The following is a 15,081-nucleotide window of genomic DNA, read 5'->3' as shown; positions in this document are numbered from 1 at the left end:
ATGAAAATATCTAATATGGCAATAGTGTATCACAATCTCGAGGATTGACAAGAATGATCTCTTGATAATTCAGGATGAATCATAGTAAAAGACGAACATTGATAGATATTTTTTCATAATATGTTAACAAATGATTGATGTAGAGTAGAAATGTCTTTATAATTCTATATTGGTCAAGGAAAAGAACATTATATTAAGATATTATTTATTCCTTCATTTTCCCTTGATAAAAAACGATAGGAGTGAAAATTTTCATGGAAAAATTTTTCAAATTAAAGGAAAACGGGACAAAGGTTTCGACTGAAGTAATCGCGGGTGTCACAACGTTCTTTGCAATGAGTTATATTTTGTTTGTCAATCCAGCGATTTTGTCTGCCTCAGGAATGCCATTTCAAGCAGTCTTCTTAGCAACAATCATTGCCTCTGTGGTAGGGACATTGATTATGGGATTGTTTGCTAACGTACCTTATGCGCAAGCTCCGGGGATGGGTTTAAATGCATTCTTTACGTTTACGGTTGTATTTGGTCTAGGTTACACTTGGCAACAAGCATTAGCGATGGTCTTTATTTGTGGGCTAATTAATATTTTCATTACGGTCACAAAAATTCGTAAGTTAATTATCCATGCGATTCCTGAAAGTATGCAACATGCAATTGGTGGCGGGATTGGTATTTTTGTCGCGTATGTCGGGATTAAAAATGCGAACTTAATCAGTTTTTCAGCAGATTCTGCGACAATCACGAGTTCGATGGTTGATGGCGATGTCGCAACCAACGTCACGATGAATGGTGGCGTAGTACCTGCTTTAGTCAACTTTAATAATCCAGAAGTACTTTTATCTGTTATTGGTTTAGTCTTAATGACTGTTTTAGTCGTGATGAATATTCGTGGCGCTATTTTAATTGGGATTGTCGGTACAACGATTATCGGAATTTTAATGGGTGTTGTTGATTTAAGTGCCGTTGACTGGCAAGCTAATTCATTAGGAAATTCAATTAATGAGTTAGGTGTTACGTTTGGAGCGGCATTTGGTCCAGAAGGGATGCAGTCGTTATTTGCGGATTCTGCTAAAATCCCACAAGTGATCATGACAATTATTGCGTTTAGTTTATCTGATACATTCGATACGATTGGCACGTTTATCGGTACTGGTCGTCGCACAGGAATCTTCTCGCAAGAAGATGAGGATGCGTTAGAAGATAGTAAAGGTTTTACAACAAAAATGGACCGCGCGTTATTTGCAGACGCAGTAGCAACTTCAATTGGTGCGGTTTTTGGAACATCAAATACGACAACCTTCGTTGAATCAGCCGCAGGTATTGGGGCTGGCGGACGTACAGGATTAACATCTGTAGTCGTTGCGGGCATGTTCTTACTAAGCAGCCTGTTTTCTCCAATTATTTCCATTGTCCCTGCACAAGCAACTGCACCTGCCTTAATTTTAGTCGGTGTGATGATGATGGCTTCCTTTAAAGATATTGACTGGACACAACTAGAAGAAGCGGTACCTGCTTTCTTTGCCTCAATCTTTATGGGACTTTGTTACAGTATTTCATACGGAATTGCCGCAGGTTTTATTTTCTTTGCAATTGTCAAAGTAGTCAAAGGTAAAGGAAAAGAAGTATCGCCTGTCTTATGGATTGTCAATGTTCTATTTATTTTAAACTTTATTATTATGGCGATCTTAGGTTAATAGAATAAATGAAAAAAAGTGGTGTGATAGTCAATCACCACTTTTTTTGTTTGAAAAATACCCAAAATGAGCTATAGTTGTAGAGAAAGCGAGGTTCGAGATGGAAATTAATTGGAAACGAAATTTGTTGATTTCATGGATTGGTTGTTTTTTCACGGGAGCAAGTTTTAGCCTAGTGATGCCTTTTATTCCACTTTACATCGAAGAATTGGGTGCGCCAGCAAGTCAAGTGCCACTACTCTCCGGCTTAGCGATTTCAATTACTGCTTTAGCGGCAGCGATCGTTGCACCGATTTGGGGTAATTTAGCCGATCGAAAAGGTCGGCGTTTAATGATGATTCGTGCGGCTGCTGGAATGACGGTGACGATGGGGGCGTTAGCGTTTGTCCCGAATGTCTATTGGTTACTAGTGATGCGTTTTTTCACAGGGGTATTATCAGGCTATATTCCCAATGCGACTGCGTTAATTGCGTATCAAGCACCACGGGAAAAAAGTGGTTGGGCGATTGGAACGTTAGCGACAGGAGCGATTGCGGGGAATTTAATTGGTCCATTAATGGGCGGGATTCTAGCTGAATTATTAGGTATGAAAAATGTCTTTATTATTACTGGTATGATCTTATTTATCACGCTCTTATTAACCATTTTTTTAGTGAAGGAAACGTTTGAACCCGTTGAAAAGAAAGATCTAATGTCTACAAAAGAAATTTTAGGTCAGTCTACTCGCCGCTCGGTATTATTCGGTTTGTTTTTCACGTCTTTGATTTTACAATTAGGGATGACAAGTATCAGCCCAATTTTAACGCTGTACATCCGTGAATTAAGTACCGATACTGGAAGTGTTTTGTTTTTAAGCGGGCTGATTGTTTCAGTAGCGGGGGTTTCAGCAGTCATTTCTTCTCCGTATCTCGGTCGATTAGGGGATCGAATCGGGAATCATAAGATTTTATTATTAGGCTTAGTCTTTTCTTTTTGTTGTTTCATTCCGATGGGACTCGTGACTTCACCTTGGCAATTAGGCGTTTTGCGGTTTTTATTAGGCTTTTCAACAGGGGCACTCATGCCATCCGTCAATACGTTGATTAGTAAAATTACCCCGCCCGAAGGTGTCAGCCGTATTTTTGGCTACAATCAAATGTTTAATAATTTTGGTCAAGTCTTAGGTCCATTAGTCGGTTCAGCTGTTGCGCAAGCCTACAGTTATTCAGCGGTATTCTTTGTGACCGCGGGCTTTGTGTTGTTGAATATCTTCCTTTCATTATTTAATTTCCGCCATGATTTAAAACATCAGGATATTGGGTAAGAGAAACAAATCAAATGTCCAGAACAGGCATGTCACTTCGTTTACGTGAAAGAACAATCAAAAAAGGAGTTGCAACAAATCGCATTGCAACTCCTTTGATTAAGAATTTTTCGATGTTTAGGATATTTTTTCTTCGGTAGTAGGAGTGAGTCGTCCTAAGGCAATGATCATAAGTCCGCAAATGACCGAAAAAATACTTGTTTGGATGAAATTGTAAGGTTGGCTACTAAGAGCAGAACCTAAATATCCAACGACTTGGCCAAGAGCAAAGCTCCACAATAAAGTGATGATATAACGCATTGAAACACCTTCTTTCACGACTTGATATCCTAGAGTCTAGTTTATCACATTTTTTCACAATGTAAAGAATCCTTGTCTATCATTTTATGTAAAGAATTAATAGCGGTAGTGACGTTATATAAGGAGGAACTATGAGTATCCCACAATTAACAACGATAACATCGTATTCATTATTACAAAGTATTATCAAAATTCCTCAATATGTGAGCCGTGCAAAAGAATTGGGGTACCAGTATTTAGCAATGACCGATAAAGGTAATCTGTCTGGTATGTTGGAGTTCATCGACTGTTGCCAAAAAGAAGGGATTCATCCGATTATTGGTTTGTCATTAGATTACCACGTCAGTGAGCAAGAAGATTCCTATGAAATGTATCTATATGCCAAAAATAATCAGGGCTTAAAACAACTCATGACAATTTCTAGTACCAAAGAAATCAATGGCACGATTGATTGGGAGGAATTGCCATTAAGTTCAGATTTAGTCATATTATTGCCCGAAAAAAATGAGCTGATCCCTTTATTCAATGAGGCAACTGTAAAAGCTGACCGACGATTGAAGGATTGGATCGCTAAATTTGGGATTGAAAACCTTTTTTATGGGATTGCTTATCAAGGGATGGGACCACAAGAAATTTGGCCCTGGTACCAATCGAATCAGTTGAAACCACTTGCGTATCATGCGATTACTTCTCTTGAAGCGCAAGATAGTTTTGCCGTTCGCGTCGCAAGACATATTAAAGAAGGAACACAGATTCAAGACTTACGCCAAGAAATTCATGACTACCAAGCCACAGGGTATTTAGTCTCGCCTACTGAGTTTGAAACGTGGTTTGAAGAAAATGACTATCAAGCAGCGCTTCAACAAAGTCTTTTCGTCGCTCAAAATTGTCACGTAGACGTAGCGCTCCATCAAAAATTATTACCGCATTATCCATTAGAAAAAGGAGAAAATCCTGCAACTTACTTACAACAGCTGTGTCAAGAGAGATTGCCTCAGCGCGTCAAAGACGTCACCGCCGCCTACGAAGAACGTTTGGCGTATGAGTTATCCATTATTCATAAGATGGGTTTTGACGATTACTTTTTAATCGTATGGGATGTCATGAATTATGCACACCAGCAAAAAATTGTGACAGGAGCAGGTCGTGGTTCAGCAGCTGGATCGTTAGTGGCGTATGTTTTATCGATCACAGATGTGGATCCGATTGCCTATCAATTACTGTTTGAACGCTTTTTAAATCCTGAACGCCAAACGATGCCCGATATTGACTTGGATTTCCCAGATAATCGCCGGGAAGAGATGATTCAGTACGTCAAAGAAAAATATGGGCAAGAACACGTTGCGCAAATCGGGACGTTTGGGACGATGGCCACTAAAATGGTGTTACGCGATGTGGGGCGCGTTTTTGGAATGTCGCAAAGTGAAGCCAATCGTTGGTCAAGTGCCGTGCCAAAGGGCTTGGGGATTACACTAAAACAAGCCTATCATCAGTCAAAAACCTTCCAGGAACTCGTTCAAGCAAATGAACGTAACCAAAGAATGTATCAAGTGGCTCAAGTCTTGGAAGGATTACCAAGGCATGTTTCTACCCATGCCGCTGGGATTGTGATTGTCGATCAAAAACTCATTGATTTAGTTCCTTTGCAAGCAGGTCAAAGTGATTTGTGGTTAACCCAATTTACGATGAAAGATGTCGAAAAAATCGGTTTATTGAAAATGGATTTTCTAGGGTTACGTAATTTAAGTATTATTGATGATACCTTAAAAACCATTAAACGAGTGCAACGCGAATACATCGCAATCAAAATGATTCCTTTAGATGATCCAGCGACCTTAGCGTTGTTTCAAAAAGGTGAAACCTTAGGCATCTTTCAATTTGATTCCGCGGGTATTCGTAAAGTATTGAAAAAACTAGTCCCGGAAAATATTGAGGAAGTCGCAGCCGTTAACGCCTTATATCGCCCGGGACCGATGGAAAACATTGATCATTTTGTGAAGCGTAAAAAGGGATTAGAAGCGGTCCAATACCCGGTAGATAGTCTCGCGCCAGTCTTGCAAAACACTTACGGCATTATGGTTTATGAAGAACAAATTATGCAAGTAGCCCAAGTGATGGCCGGTTATAGTTTAGGGCAAGCCGACTTATTGCGCCGAGGGATTAGTAAGAAGAATGCGCAATTATTAGAATCGGAACGTGCCTCTTTTATCAAACGTTCAATGGATCAAGGCTATGAAGAAGACGTGGCGAATAAGGTCTACCACTATATCGAAAAATTTGCCAACTATGGCTTTAATCGATCGCATGCCTTTGCCTATTCGGTAGTGGCATTTCAAATGGCCTACCTAAAAGCCAACTATCCAGGACCCTTCTATAAAGCGTTACTGCAATCAGCGCAACATCAAACCTTGAAGATGAAAGAATATATCCATGATGCCAAAAAAAGAGGCCTCACACTTTGCGCACCTTCTATCAATCAAAGTCATTATGGCTTTAGCTTGCAGACGGCTAGCGAGATTCGTTTTGGTCTTAGTAATATTAAAGGCGTGCGACGAGACGTCATCCAAGGGATATTACAAGAACGCCGTGAAAATGGTTATTATACTTCTTTTGAACAATTTTTATATCGATTGAATGCAAGCAATAGTAAATGGTTGAAACAGGAAAACATCAAACCACTGATCTTAGTTGGTGCTTTTGACGAATTACATCCGAATCGCCATCAACTGCTGGTAGAATTAGAAGATAAAATTCAAAATATTTTATACAGTGGTGGTAGTTTAGAATTACTCTCAATGCTCCAATTAAAAGAGCGTGAAATTAAAGAGTATCCGTTAACCGAGCGTTTAGCATTTGAAGAAGAATATTTAGGCGTTTATCTCTCCGGTCATCCGTGTAGCCAATTTGTCAAAATACTAAAACGCAAGAAAATTGATGCGCTAGCAGAGATTTCTGAAAATCAAACGGTAAATGTCTTGTTTTATGTGAAAAACATCAAAGAAATACGGACGAAAAAAGGGGAATTAATGGCCATTGTGGAAGGCGATGATGAGAGTCAAGCTAGCAGCATGACATTGTTCCCTGAAGATTATCGGAAAATGCGCAAGGCGATTGGGTTGAATCAAGTACTCTATATCGAAGGTAAGGTTCAAAAAAATCGCTACAATGATCAATTGCAAATCTTCCCAACAGCTGTATTCCCTGCGCGAGAAGTGGAAGAGAGTATTTCCGAACAAACGTGTTACATTAAGATTGTGAAGGACCGAAATCCGAGTGAACACTTCGTAAGTTTCCGCCAATTAGTCAAAAAATATTCAGGAAATGTTCCCGTCATTTTATTTTACGAAGAAAGGAACAAGCAAGTCTTATTAGAATCGGAATATTGGGTTCAAGCGACAAGTGAACTTAAGCAAGAACTTCAGTTGCTTTTTGGGGAAGAAAATGTCGTTTTTAAATAATTTTCAGGAAGTTTACAAAACGCTTTCTACTTTTTCAGTTTTTTTTAAGATATCCCAAGACATTTGGCGTAAATAATGGTAAAATACAGAGTGTGGGTAAAATTTATAAGGAAATTGTAAGTAAAGAACTACCAACGAATAAAAGTACGATTATTATTATTATTTGATGAGGTGAAAACAATATGAAACGCATTGGTATTTTGACCAGTGGTGGGGATGCTCCCGGCATGAATGCTGCGATTCGAGCGGTAACGCGTAAAGCAATTTTTCATGGCGTGGAAGTATTCGGTATCAACTATGGTTTTGCGGGTTTAGTTGCAGGAGACATTCGTCGATTAGAAATTGCTGATGTTGGCGACAAAATCCAACGTGGCGGAACATTCTTATATTCTGCTCGTTATCCAGAATTTGCAACACAAGAAGGGCAATTGAAAGGAATCGAACAACTAAAGAAATTCGGTATTGAAGGGTTAGTTGTGATTGGTGGTGACGGTTCTTATCATGGTGCGATGGCACTGACAAAACATGGTTTCCCAGCTGTTGCGATTCCAGGAACGATTGATAACGATATTCCAGGAACTGATTTTACAATCGGCTTTGATACCGCAATTAATACTGTATTAGAATCGTTAGACCGTATCCGTGATACAGCTACTTCTCACGTCCGTACGTTTATTATTGAAGTAATGGGTCGTGACGCGGGTGATATCGCTCTTTGGGCGGGTGTCGCAGGCGGAGCAGATGAAATTATCATCCCAGAACATGATTTTGATATGACTTCTGTTGCCAAAAGAATTAAAGAAGGCCGCGATCGCGGTAAAAAGCACTGTCTGATTATTTTAGCTGAAGGTGTAATGGGTGGAAATGAATTTGCTGAGCAACTTTCCAAACATGGCGATTTCCATGCACGTGTATCGATTTTAGGTCACGTTGTCCGTGGTGGCTCACCAACTGCTCGTGATCGGGTTCTTGCAAGTAAGTTTGGCGGCCATGCCGTTGATTTATTACTTGAAGGTAAAGGTGGATTATGTGTGGGAATGCTTCAAAATGAAGTGGTCTCAGCAAGCATTGTTGAAACACTCGAACAGGGCAAACACAAACCAGACTTGTCTTTATATGCACTAAATAAAGAATTATCTTTTTAATCGTTTCCACTATCTATGAATTTAAAAGCATGATGCTATTAAAAATAAACGAATTGGGGTATTTTTTTCATGAAAAAAACAAAAATTGTTAGTACATTAGGACCTGCAAGTAACACAGTTGAGATCATTTCTGAGTTAATCGAAGCTGGAGCAAACGTCTTCCGTTTTAACTTTTCACATGGTGATCACAGCGAGCAATTAGCGCGTATGAACTTAGTTCGTGACGCAGTGAAAATTACTGGGAAAAGTGTCGGAATCTTATTAGATACAAAAGGTGCTGAAATCCGTACAACTGTTCAAGGAACAGAAAACGGAAAAATCGCTTTTGCTATTAATGATATTGTCCGTATTTCAATGGACGAAGAACTACTTGGTTCAAAAGAAAAAATTGCTGTGACTTACCCAGGTTTATACGACGATGCTCATGTAGGCGGCCATATTTTATTTGATGATGGTTTAATCGACATGGAAATTATTGAAAAAGACAGCGCAAATCGTGAATTAGTAACAAAAGTCTTAAATGCTGGCGTATTGGGTTCACGTAAAGGTGTGAATGCACCAGGAATCTCAATCAGCTTACCAGGAATTACTGAAAAAGATGCGGCAGATATCCGTTTTGGTTTAGAAAACGATATTGACTTCATCGCTGCAAGTTTTGTTCGTAAAGCACAAGACGTGTTAGAGATCCGTGAAATTTTAGAAGAAATGGACATGAATCATGTTCAAATTATTTCTAAAATTGAATCACAAGAAGGAATCGACAATATCGAAGAAATCATTAAAGTTTCTGACGGTATCATGGTTGCTCGTGGCGATTTAGGGGTAGAAATCCCAGCTGAAATCGTGCCAATGGTTCAAAAAGACATTATTAAAAAATGTAACGCTGCAGGTAAAGCCGTTATCACAGCAACACAAATGTTAGAATCAATGCAACAAAACCCACGTCCAACACGTGCAGAAGCATCTGACGTAGCGAATGCTATCTTTGATGGTACGGATGCAACGATGTTATCTGGGGAATCAGCAAATGGTGCGTATCCAGTTGAATCTGTTGCAACAATGGCTCGTATCGACAGAGAAGCAGAAAAATCAATGTTAAAACTTGGAACATACCAAATCAATCAATTCAATAAATCAGATGTTACCGAAACAATTGGTTTAGCAGTTGCTCGTGCAGCAAAAGATTTAGGCGTGAAATGTATCGTTGCAGCAACTGAATCTGGTTACACTGCAAAAATGATTTCAAAATACCGTCCAGATGCAAACATCTTAGCAGTAACATTTGATGAGCGTACAAAACGTAGCCTATCATTAAACTGGGGTGTTCATCCGACGGTTGCTGAAAAACCATCAACAACTGATGAAATGTTTGACTTAGCATCTAAAAAAGCAGTTGAGTTAGGCTTTGCTTCAGAAGGCGATTTAATCTTAATCACTGCTGGTGTTCCAGTCGGTGAGCGCGGAACAACAAACGTAATGAAAATTCAATTAATCGGTTCTCGTTTACTTGAAGCACAAGGTGTCGGTGGCCGTGCGGTTGTCGGAAATGCCGTTGTTGCAACAACAGCAGAAGAAGCAATCGAAAAAGCACACGAAGGAATGATCTTAGTTGTGCCAACAACGGATAAAGATTATATGCCAGCAATTGAAAAAGCAGCAGCTTTAATCGTTGAAGATGGTGGTTTAACGTCACATGCAGCGGTTGTGGGAATTGCGAAAGACTTACCAGTTATCGTGGGTGCGAAAGATGCAACAACAATCATTCAACATGGTGAAGTTGTGACTGCTGATTCTCGTCGTGGAATCGTTTATCGCGGAGAAACAACAGCAATCTAATTGCTACTTTAACACATTCGTAAACAACGAATAAAATACTGTGAAAAAAGAGCTAGTCAATGATTGGCTAGCTCTTTTTCATTGTTTGTAAGGTGTCAAGAAAATTTCATTGACAAAGGAAAATAAGGGCTGTATAATAGCTTTTGTTGCTTAGGAGTGATGAAAATGAAATGGTCTTTACTAGAGTTACGAAAGTATCATGAAGAACCACTGGTGTTTCACGAAACACTGAATTTAAAAGAAGAATTGCTGAAACGCGAAAAAGAAATCATTGATATCGCCCCAATCGAAGTTGAAGGGATGATTACGGTAACGCCCAAAGAATATTTGTTGCATTATTCGTTGAAGACGATGATTACTTTACCCTCAACCCGTTCATTAGAACCTGTTGAGTTACCGATGGCATTCACAGTGGATGAAGTCTTTATGACGACTGAGCAATTTCAGCGTATTGATGACTTAGTCAAGGCGGAAGAAATTCTGATTTTAGAAAATCAAACACTTGATTTAGATGAATCTGTCGCTGACAACATCTTATTACAGATTCCGTTGCAAGTCTTATCTGAGGAAGAAAAAGAATCGGAACATTATCCAAGTGGTAATGACTGGGTTGTCTATTCAGAAGCAGATTACGAGCAATTAAAGGAATCAAAAGAAGAATCAACAATTGATCCTCGTCTTGCGAAATTAACGAGTCTGTTTGAAAAAACAGAGGAAGAAAATGAGTAAGATTGGAATATATTGCAGCCTTATGGTTGTTTTTCATTTACAAGGAGGTGTAGCAAATGGCAGTACCAGCACGCAAAACGTCAAAAGCAAAAAAAGCTAAACGTCGTACACACTACAAGTTAACAATTAACGGATTAAGCGAATGTACGAACTGTGGAGAAATGAGAAAAAACCACCACGTATGTAGCAACTGTGGTCATTACAACGGTAAAGACGTATCTACGAAAGAAGCATAATAGCCCTTTTCCAGAAGGGATATTTTAAACCTTAGGCTAACCATGGAGCCTAAGGTTTATTTTTTAATCGAAAATTCTGAATATTTCAAGACAAATGTTTTATTAGCGATGAATTTGAGCTATAATAATGAAGAATCACAATTTACTATCGATTGAGTAGGGGGAAATGAAATGACGAAACAACAAATTGGTGTAGTCGGTATGGCGGTTATGGGAAAAAACTTAGCCTTGAATATTGAAAGTCGCGGTTACTCTGTTGCGTTATATAATCGTACAGGATCTAAGACCGAAGAAGTACTTGCTGAAAATCCAGATAAAAATTTATTAGGGACTTATTCAGTCGAAGAATTCATTCAATCCATTGAGCGGCCACGTCGAATTGTCATGATGGTTCAAGCCGGCCATGGAACAGATGCAACGATTCAATCATTATTACCACATTTAGATCAAGGTGATATTTTAATTGATGGTGGAAATACTTTCTTTGAAGATACAATTCGCCGCAGTAAAGAACTCGCAGATTCCGGAATTAATTTCATCGGTACGGGTGTTTCAGGTGGCGAAGAGGGCGCATTAAAAGGCCCATCTATTATGCCGGGCGGACAAAAAGAAGCATATGAATTAGTGGCGCCGATTTTAGAACAAATTTCTGCAAAAGCGGAAGATGGTACTCCTTGTGTTGTTTACATCGGTCCTGATGGCGCAGGTCATTACGTTAAAATGGTTCATAATGGAATTGAATATGGCGATATGCAGTTAATTGCTGAGTCTTATGATTTAATGCAAAATATTTTAGGTTTATCTGTTGACGAAATGGCCGAAACTTTTTCTGAATGGAACAAGGGTGAATTGGATAGCTTCTTGATTGAGATCACAGCGGACATTTTGACACGTAAAGATGACCTAGGAACGGGTAAACCAATTGTCGATGTCATTTTAGATGCAGCCGGCAACAAAGGAACTGGGAAATGGACAAGTCAAAGTGCGTTAGATTTAGGTGTGCCACTTCCATTAATTACAGAATCTGTTTTTGCACGTTACATTTCTGCTTATAAAGAAGAACGTGTTGCAGCAAGTGAGATTTTATCAAAACCGAACTTTGAATATACAGGTGATAAAGCAGAATTAGTTGAAAAAATTCGTCAAGCGTTATATTTCAGTAAAATTATGAGTTACGCTCAAGGATTCGCTCAATTAAGAACAGCTTCAAAAGAATACGATTGGAATTTACCATTTGGTGAAATTGCAAAAATCTGGCGTGAAGGATGTATTATCCGTGCCCGTTTCTTACAAAAAATTACCGATGCTTACGAGCACGAAGAAGATTTAGCGAACTTATTACTCGATGATTACTTCAAAGAAATTACCGAGAAATATCAACAATCCGTTCGTGATGTTGTGTCATTAGCAGTACAAGCAGGTGTTCCTGTACCGACATTCTCATCAGCAATTGCCTATTTTGATTCCTATCGTTCAAAACGTTTGCCAGCTAATTTAATCCAAGCTCAACGCGATTACTTTGGTGCGCATACTTATGAACGGACTGATCGTGAAGGTATTTTCCACTATTCATGGTACGATGAAAAATAAAACAATGTGAATTTTAAAAAGAGAGACGTAAAGCCTTACGAGGTTTATACGAATCTCTTTTTAAATTTGTTCTTCCATGTTAATATTAGGAATGACATAGAAGTAAAAAGAGGAAGAGGATGGGTCGATATGGGGAATATACTGATTATTGAAGATGAAAAGAACCTAGCTCGTTTTGTTGAGTTAGAATTAAAACACGAAGGCTATTTTACAGAAGTTCATTATAATGGTCGCACAGGCTTGGATGCTGCACTAAGCAAAGAATGGGATGCGATTCTACTTGATTTAATGTTGCCAGAATTAAATGGGCTAGAAGTTTGTCGCCGTGTTCGTCAAACGAAAAACACACCAATTATTATGATGACTGCGAGAGATTCAGTCATTGATCGCGTGTCAGGACTTGATCATGGTGCTGACGATTATATCGTTAAACCATTTGCAATTGAAGAATTATTAGCTCGTTTACGGGCATTACTGCGTCGGATTGATATTGAAGGCGATAAAAATGTTGTCAAACAAACGACCTTAACTTACCGTGATTTAACGATTGAAAAAGAAAATCGAGTGGTGCGCCGTGGGTCAGAGATGATTGAATTAACGAAGCGTGAATATGAGTTATTACTGACCTTGATGGAAAACATCAATGTTGTCTTAGCACGCGATGTCTTATTAAATAAAGTATGGGGTTATGAAACTGAAGTCGAAACCAATGTTGTCGATGTATATATCCGTTACTTACGTAATAAAATTGATGTAGCTGGCGATGAGAGCTACATTCAAACTGTTCGAGGTACCGGGTATGTGATGCGCTCATGAGTCCCTTGAAAAATAAGAACCGCTGGAAAGAACTGAAGAGCCCATCTTTAACAATAAAATGGGCTTTTGCGAGTTCTTTCTTTATATTTGTGGTTTTTACCATTTTTGCAGTCATTACGTATAAATCATCGATTAATTTGTATGTTGCCAAGGAAAGAAGAAGGATTGAACAAGTTACCTATCAAATCACTTCCCGCTTAGCCAATGAAAATAGTGCGTTAAATCAAACATCTTCACATCAAGCACTTGCCATCAGCCAAGATAGCGAACTCGTGTATATCGACGGCATCAAAGTTGTCATTGATCCCTTTATTTCTGATTTGGGAAATCCTGATTTAAACTTATTTGTTTATAACCCATTAGGGGAATTAGTGATGATGACTGGCAATAAAAATATCGATTTAGCACAACACACTGTTAAAGAAGCAACGATTGAAACAATTGGCGGTAAACCAGGATTTTTGTTAGTGCAACCTGTCTACTCTAAAGAAACGCGTGAGTTAATTGGCTATGCTCAGACCTTTTACGAATTAACCAATTTTTATGAAATTCGGAATCGTTTAATCTCGATATTAATTATTTTGGAAATTGTTTCCTTGATTCTAAGTAGCATTTTAGGCTATTTACTCTCTGCCTATTTTTTAAAACCGATTAAACTATTACGCGATACGATGGAGAAAATCCGTAAAGACCCTCAATCAGACATTCATATGCGGAAACTAGAGACAAATGATGAATTAGCCGATTTGGCTGATATTTTTAATGAGATGCTAGATCGCATGCGTTCTTATACTGAACTACAAGAACAATTCGTGGAAGATGTATCGCATGAATTGCGTACACCGGTCGCTGTGATCGAAGGTCATTTAAGTATGCTTAACCGTTGGGGGAAAGATGATCCGGAAATTTTAGCGGAATCCTTAGAAGCTAGCATGCAAGAAATCAAAAGAATGAAAACACTTGTGCAAGAAATGCTTGATCTTTCTCGAGCTGAACAAGTGAATATTCATTATAGTAATGAGCGCACCAATGCGAAAGAAGTCGTTCACCAAATTGTCAATAATTTCCGAATGATTTATCCTGAATTTGTCTTTACGCTAGATGATGATTTATATAGTGAGAAAATCTTAAAAATCTATCGTAATCATTTTGAACAAATTTTAATTATCGTCATGGACAACGCAGTCAAGTACTCAACCGATCGTAAAGAAGTCCATATTTCAATTTCAACGAATTTAAAAGAATTAGAAATTGCGATTCAAGACTTCGGTGAAGGAATCCCACCAGAAGATGTTTCGCGGATTTTTCATCGTTTTTACCGAGTCGATAAAGCACGTGCACGAACGAAAGGCGGCAATGGATTAGGGTTATCGATTGCGAGTAAGTTAATTGATAGTTACAAAGGACGGATTTTTGCGGAGAGTAGCTTAGGAAAAGGAACGATTTTCAGAATATTTATTCCCATTCAAAATACGGACGAAAAAGAGTAGACGAACATTTGAAGTCAAGATAGACAAATAATATAGAAAAACAAGCTAAAATCGAACGAACTGAAGTGGAAGTTAACGAAACATTCACTTCAGTTTTTTTATTTTAAAATAGTCGAACAAATAGTTGATTTTTTGATGAATAATTGTTATATTAATTATTGTTCGAAAGCGATAAAAACGTTAAATAAATAAAGTTTTTAAAAATAGTTGACGAGACGAAAAAAGAATGATAATATAACAAAGTCGAACTTGAGCAAAGCGCCAATAACGCTTGATAAATCAAGTAAAAATGTTTTAAAAAAACATTGACAAATAACATAGCACTTTGTTATGATATAGAAGTTGTGAAGAGCGAATTTAAAAGTATATGAAATAAAAACTTTTAAATTATTTTATAAAAAGTGTTGACATTAAGAAATGAAGATGCTAATATATAAGAGTTGCTAAAACAACAAAACGTAGACCTTTGAAAACTGAACAAAGC

General features: G+C 38.3%; 11 protein-coding genes. 10 read left to right on the top strand and 1 reads right to left on the bottom strand.

Going from position 1 to position 15,081, the window contains the following annotated elements; genetic code table 11:
* The first annotated feature begins 254 nt into the window (after nucleotides 1-254).
* Both RU93_RS10415 and RU93_RS10410 read left to right on the top strand, forming a co-directional pair.
* Nucleotides 255-1,694 (top strand): NCS2 family permease, encoded by a 1,440-nt coding sequence (locus RU93_RS10415; RefSeq protein WP_071875567.1) that lies wholly within the window; start codon nucleotides 255-257, stop codon nucleotides 1,692-1,694.
* 100 nt (nucleotides 1,695-1,794) lie between these two features.
* The gene (locus RU93_RS10410; protein WP_071875566.1) at nucleotides 1,795-2,997 is read left to right on the top strand and encodes a multidrug efflux MFS transporter; all 1,203 of its coding nucleotides are present in this window, start codon (nucleotides 1,795-1,797) and stop codon (nucleotides 2,995-2,997) included.
* A gap of 117 nt (nucleotides 2,998-3,114) precedes the next feature.
* Here the strand turns inward: RU93_RS10410 and RU93_RS10405 are convergent, their stop codons facing one another.
* Nucleotides 3,115-3,297 carry a YjzD family protein gene (locus tag RU93_RS10405; RefSeq protein WP_071875565.1) on the bottom strand — a complete coding sequence of 61 codons (183 nt, stop codon included), beginning with the start codon at nucleotides 3,295-3,297 and terminating at the stop codon, nucleotides 3,115-3,117.
* Nucleotides 3,298-3,428: 131 nt separating this feature from the next.
* On the opposite strand from RU93_RS10405, the gene dnaE reads away from it, so the two are divergent.
* From dnaE to RU93_RS10365, 8 genes are all read left to right on the top strand, one after another.
* Entirely contained in the window at nucleotides 3,429-6,755 is a 3,327-nt protein-coding gene (dnaE, locus tag RU93_RS10400; protein WP_071875564.1) for a DNA polymerase III subunit alpha, read from the top strand.
* A 182-nt stretch (nucleotides 6,756-6,937) separates the two neighbouring features.
* Complete coding sequence (gene pfkA, locus RU93_RS10395; RefSeq protein ID WP_071875563.1) at nucleotides 6,938-7,900, top strand: 6-phosphofructokinase; 963 nt, start codon at nucleotides 6,938-6,940, stop codon at nucleotides 7,898-7,900.
* Nucleotides 7,901-7,969: 69 nt separating this feature from the next.
* Nucleotides 7,970-9,736, top strand: a complete 1,767-nt coding sequence (pyk, locus tag RU93_RS10390) for a pyruvate kinase (RefSeq protein ID WP_071875562.1) — start codon at nucleotides 7,970-7,972, stop codon at nucleotides 9,734-9,736.
* 165 nt (nucleotides 9,737-9,901) lie between these two features.
* Nucleotides 9,902-10,465, top strand: coding sequence for a YceD family protein (locus RU93_RS10385; protein ID WP_071875561.1), 564 nt, complete (start codon nucleotides 9,902-9,904; stop codon nucleotides 10,463-10,465).
* Nucleotides 10,466-10,521: 56 nt separating this feature from the next.
* Nucleotides 10,522-10,701: a 50S ribosomal protein L32 gene (rpmF, locus tag RU93_RS10380; protein ID WP_071875560.1), complete on the top strand. Its 180-nt coding sequence runs from the start codon at nucleotides 10,522-10,524 to the stop codon at nucleotides 10,699-10,701.
* A gap of 171 nt (nucleotides 10,702-10,872) precedes the next feature.
* The gene (gene gndA, locus RU93_RS10375; protein WP_071875559.1) at nucleotides 10,873-12,291 is read left to right on the top strand and encodes an NADP-dependent phosphogluconate dehydrogenase; all 1,419 of its coding nucleotides are present in this window, start codon (nucleotides 10,873-10,875) and stop codon (nucleotides 12,289-12,291) included.
* 129 nt (nucleotides 12,292-12,420) lie between these two features.
* Complete coding sequence (locus RU93_RS10370; protein ID WP_071875558.1) at nucleotides 12,421-13,107, top strand: response regulator transcription factor; 687 nt, start codon at nucleotides 12,421-12,423, stop codon at nucleotides 13,105-13,107.
* The gene (locus RU93_RS10365; RefSeq protein WP_071875557.1) at nucleotides 13,104-14,597 is read left to right on the top strand and encodes a HAMP domain-containing sensor histidine kinase; all 1,494 of its coding nucleotides are present in this window, start codon (nucleotides 13,104-13,106) and stop codon (nucleotides 14,595-14,597) included. Before RU93_RS10370 ends, RU93_RS10365 begins: the two co-directional genes overlap by 4 nt.
* Nucleotides 14,598-15,081 lie beyond the last annotated feature (484 nt).

The organism is Enterococcus aquimarinus, assembly GCF_001885765.1.
In the GTDB taxonomy this organism is placed as follows: Bacteria; Bacillota; Bacilli; order Lactobacillales; family Enterococcaceae; genus Enterococcus_I; species Enterococcus_I aquimarinus.
Note: the sequence above shows the minus strand (reverse complement) of the source record. Positions and strands in the feature narration are given on the sequence as shown.

What these genes read in the sequence shown, in the direction of transcription:
- RU93_RS10415 (WP_071875567.1), top strand. Translation starts at nt 255, where the DNA reads ATGGAAAAATTTTTCAAATTAAAGGAAAACGGGACAAAGGTTTCGACT.
- RU93_RS10410 (WP_071875566.1), top strand. Translation starts at nt 1,795, where the DNA reads ATGGAAATTAATTGGAAACGAAATTTGTTGATTTCATGGATTGGTTGT.
- RU93_RS10405 (WP_071875565.1), bottom strand. Translation starts at nt 3,297, where the DNA reads ATGCGTTATATCATCACTTTATTGTGGAGCTTTGCTCTTGGCCAAGTC.
- dnaE (WP_071875564.1), top strand. Translation starts at nt 3,429, where the DNA reads ATGAGTATCCCACAATTAACAACGATAACATCGTATTCATTATTACAA.
- pfkA (WP_071875563.1), top strand. Translation starts at nt 6,938, where the DNA reads ATGAAACGCATTGGTATTTTGACCAGTGGTGGGGATGCTCCCGGCATG.
- pyk (WP_071875562.1), top strand. Translation starts at nt 7,970, where the DNA reads ATGAAAAAAACAAAAATTGTTAGTACATTAGGACCTGCAAGTAACACA.
- RU93_RS10385 (WP_071875561.1), top strand. Translation starts at nt 9,902, where the DNA reads ATGAAATGGTCTTTACTAGAGTTACGAAAGTATCATGAAGAACCACTG.
- rpmF (WP_071875560.1), top strand. Translation starts at nt 10,522, where the DNA reads ATGGCAGTACCAGCACGCAAAACGTCAAAAGCAAAAAAAGCTAAACGT.
- gndA (WP_071875559.1), top strand. Translation starts at nt 10,873, where the DNA reads ATGACGAAACAACAAATTGGTGTAGTCGGTATGGCGGTTATGGGAAAA.
- RU93_RS10370 (WP_071875558.1), top strand. Translation starts at nt 12,421, where the DNA reads ATGGGGAATATACTGATTATTGAAGATGAAAAGAACCTAGCTCGTTTT.
- RU93_RS10365 (WP_071875557.1), top strand. Translation starts at nt 13,104, where the DNA reads ATGAGTCCCTTGAAAAATAAGAACCGCTGGAAAGAACTGAAGAGCCCA.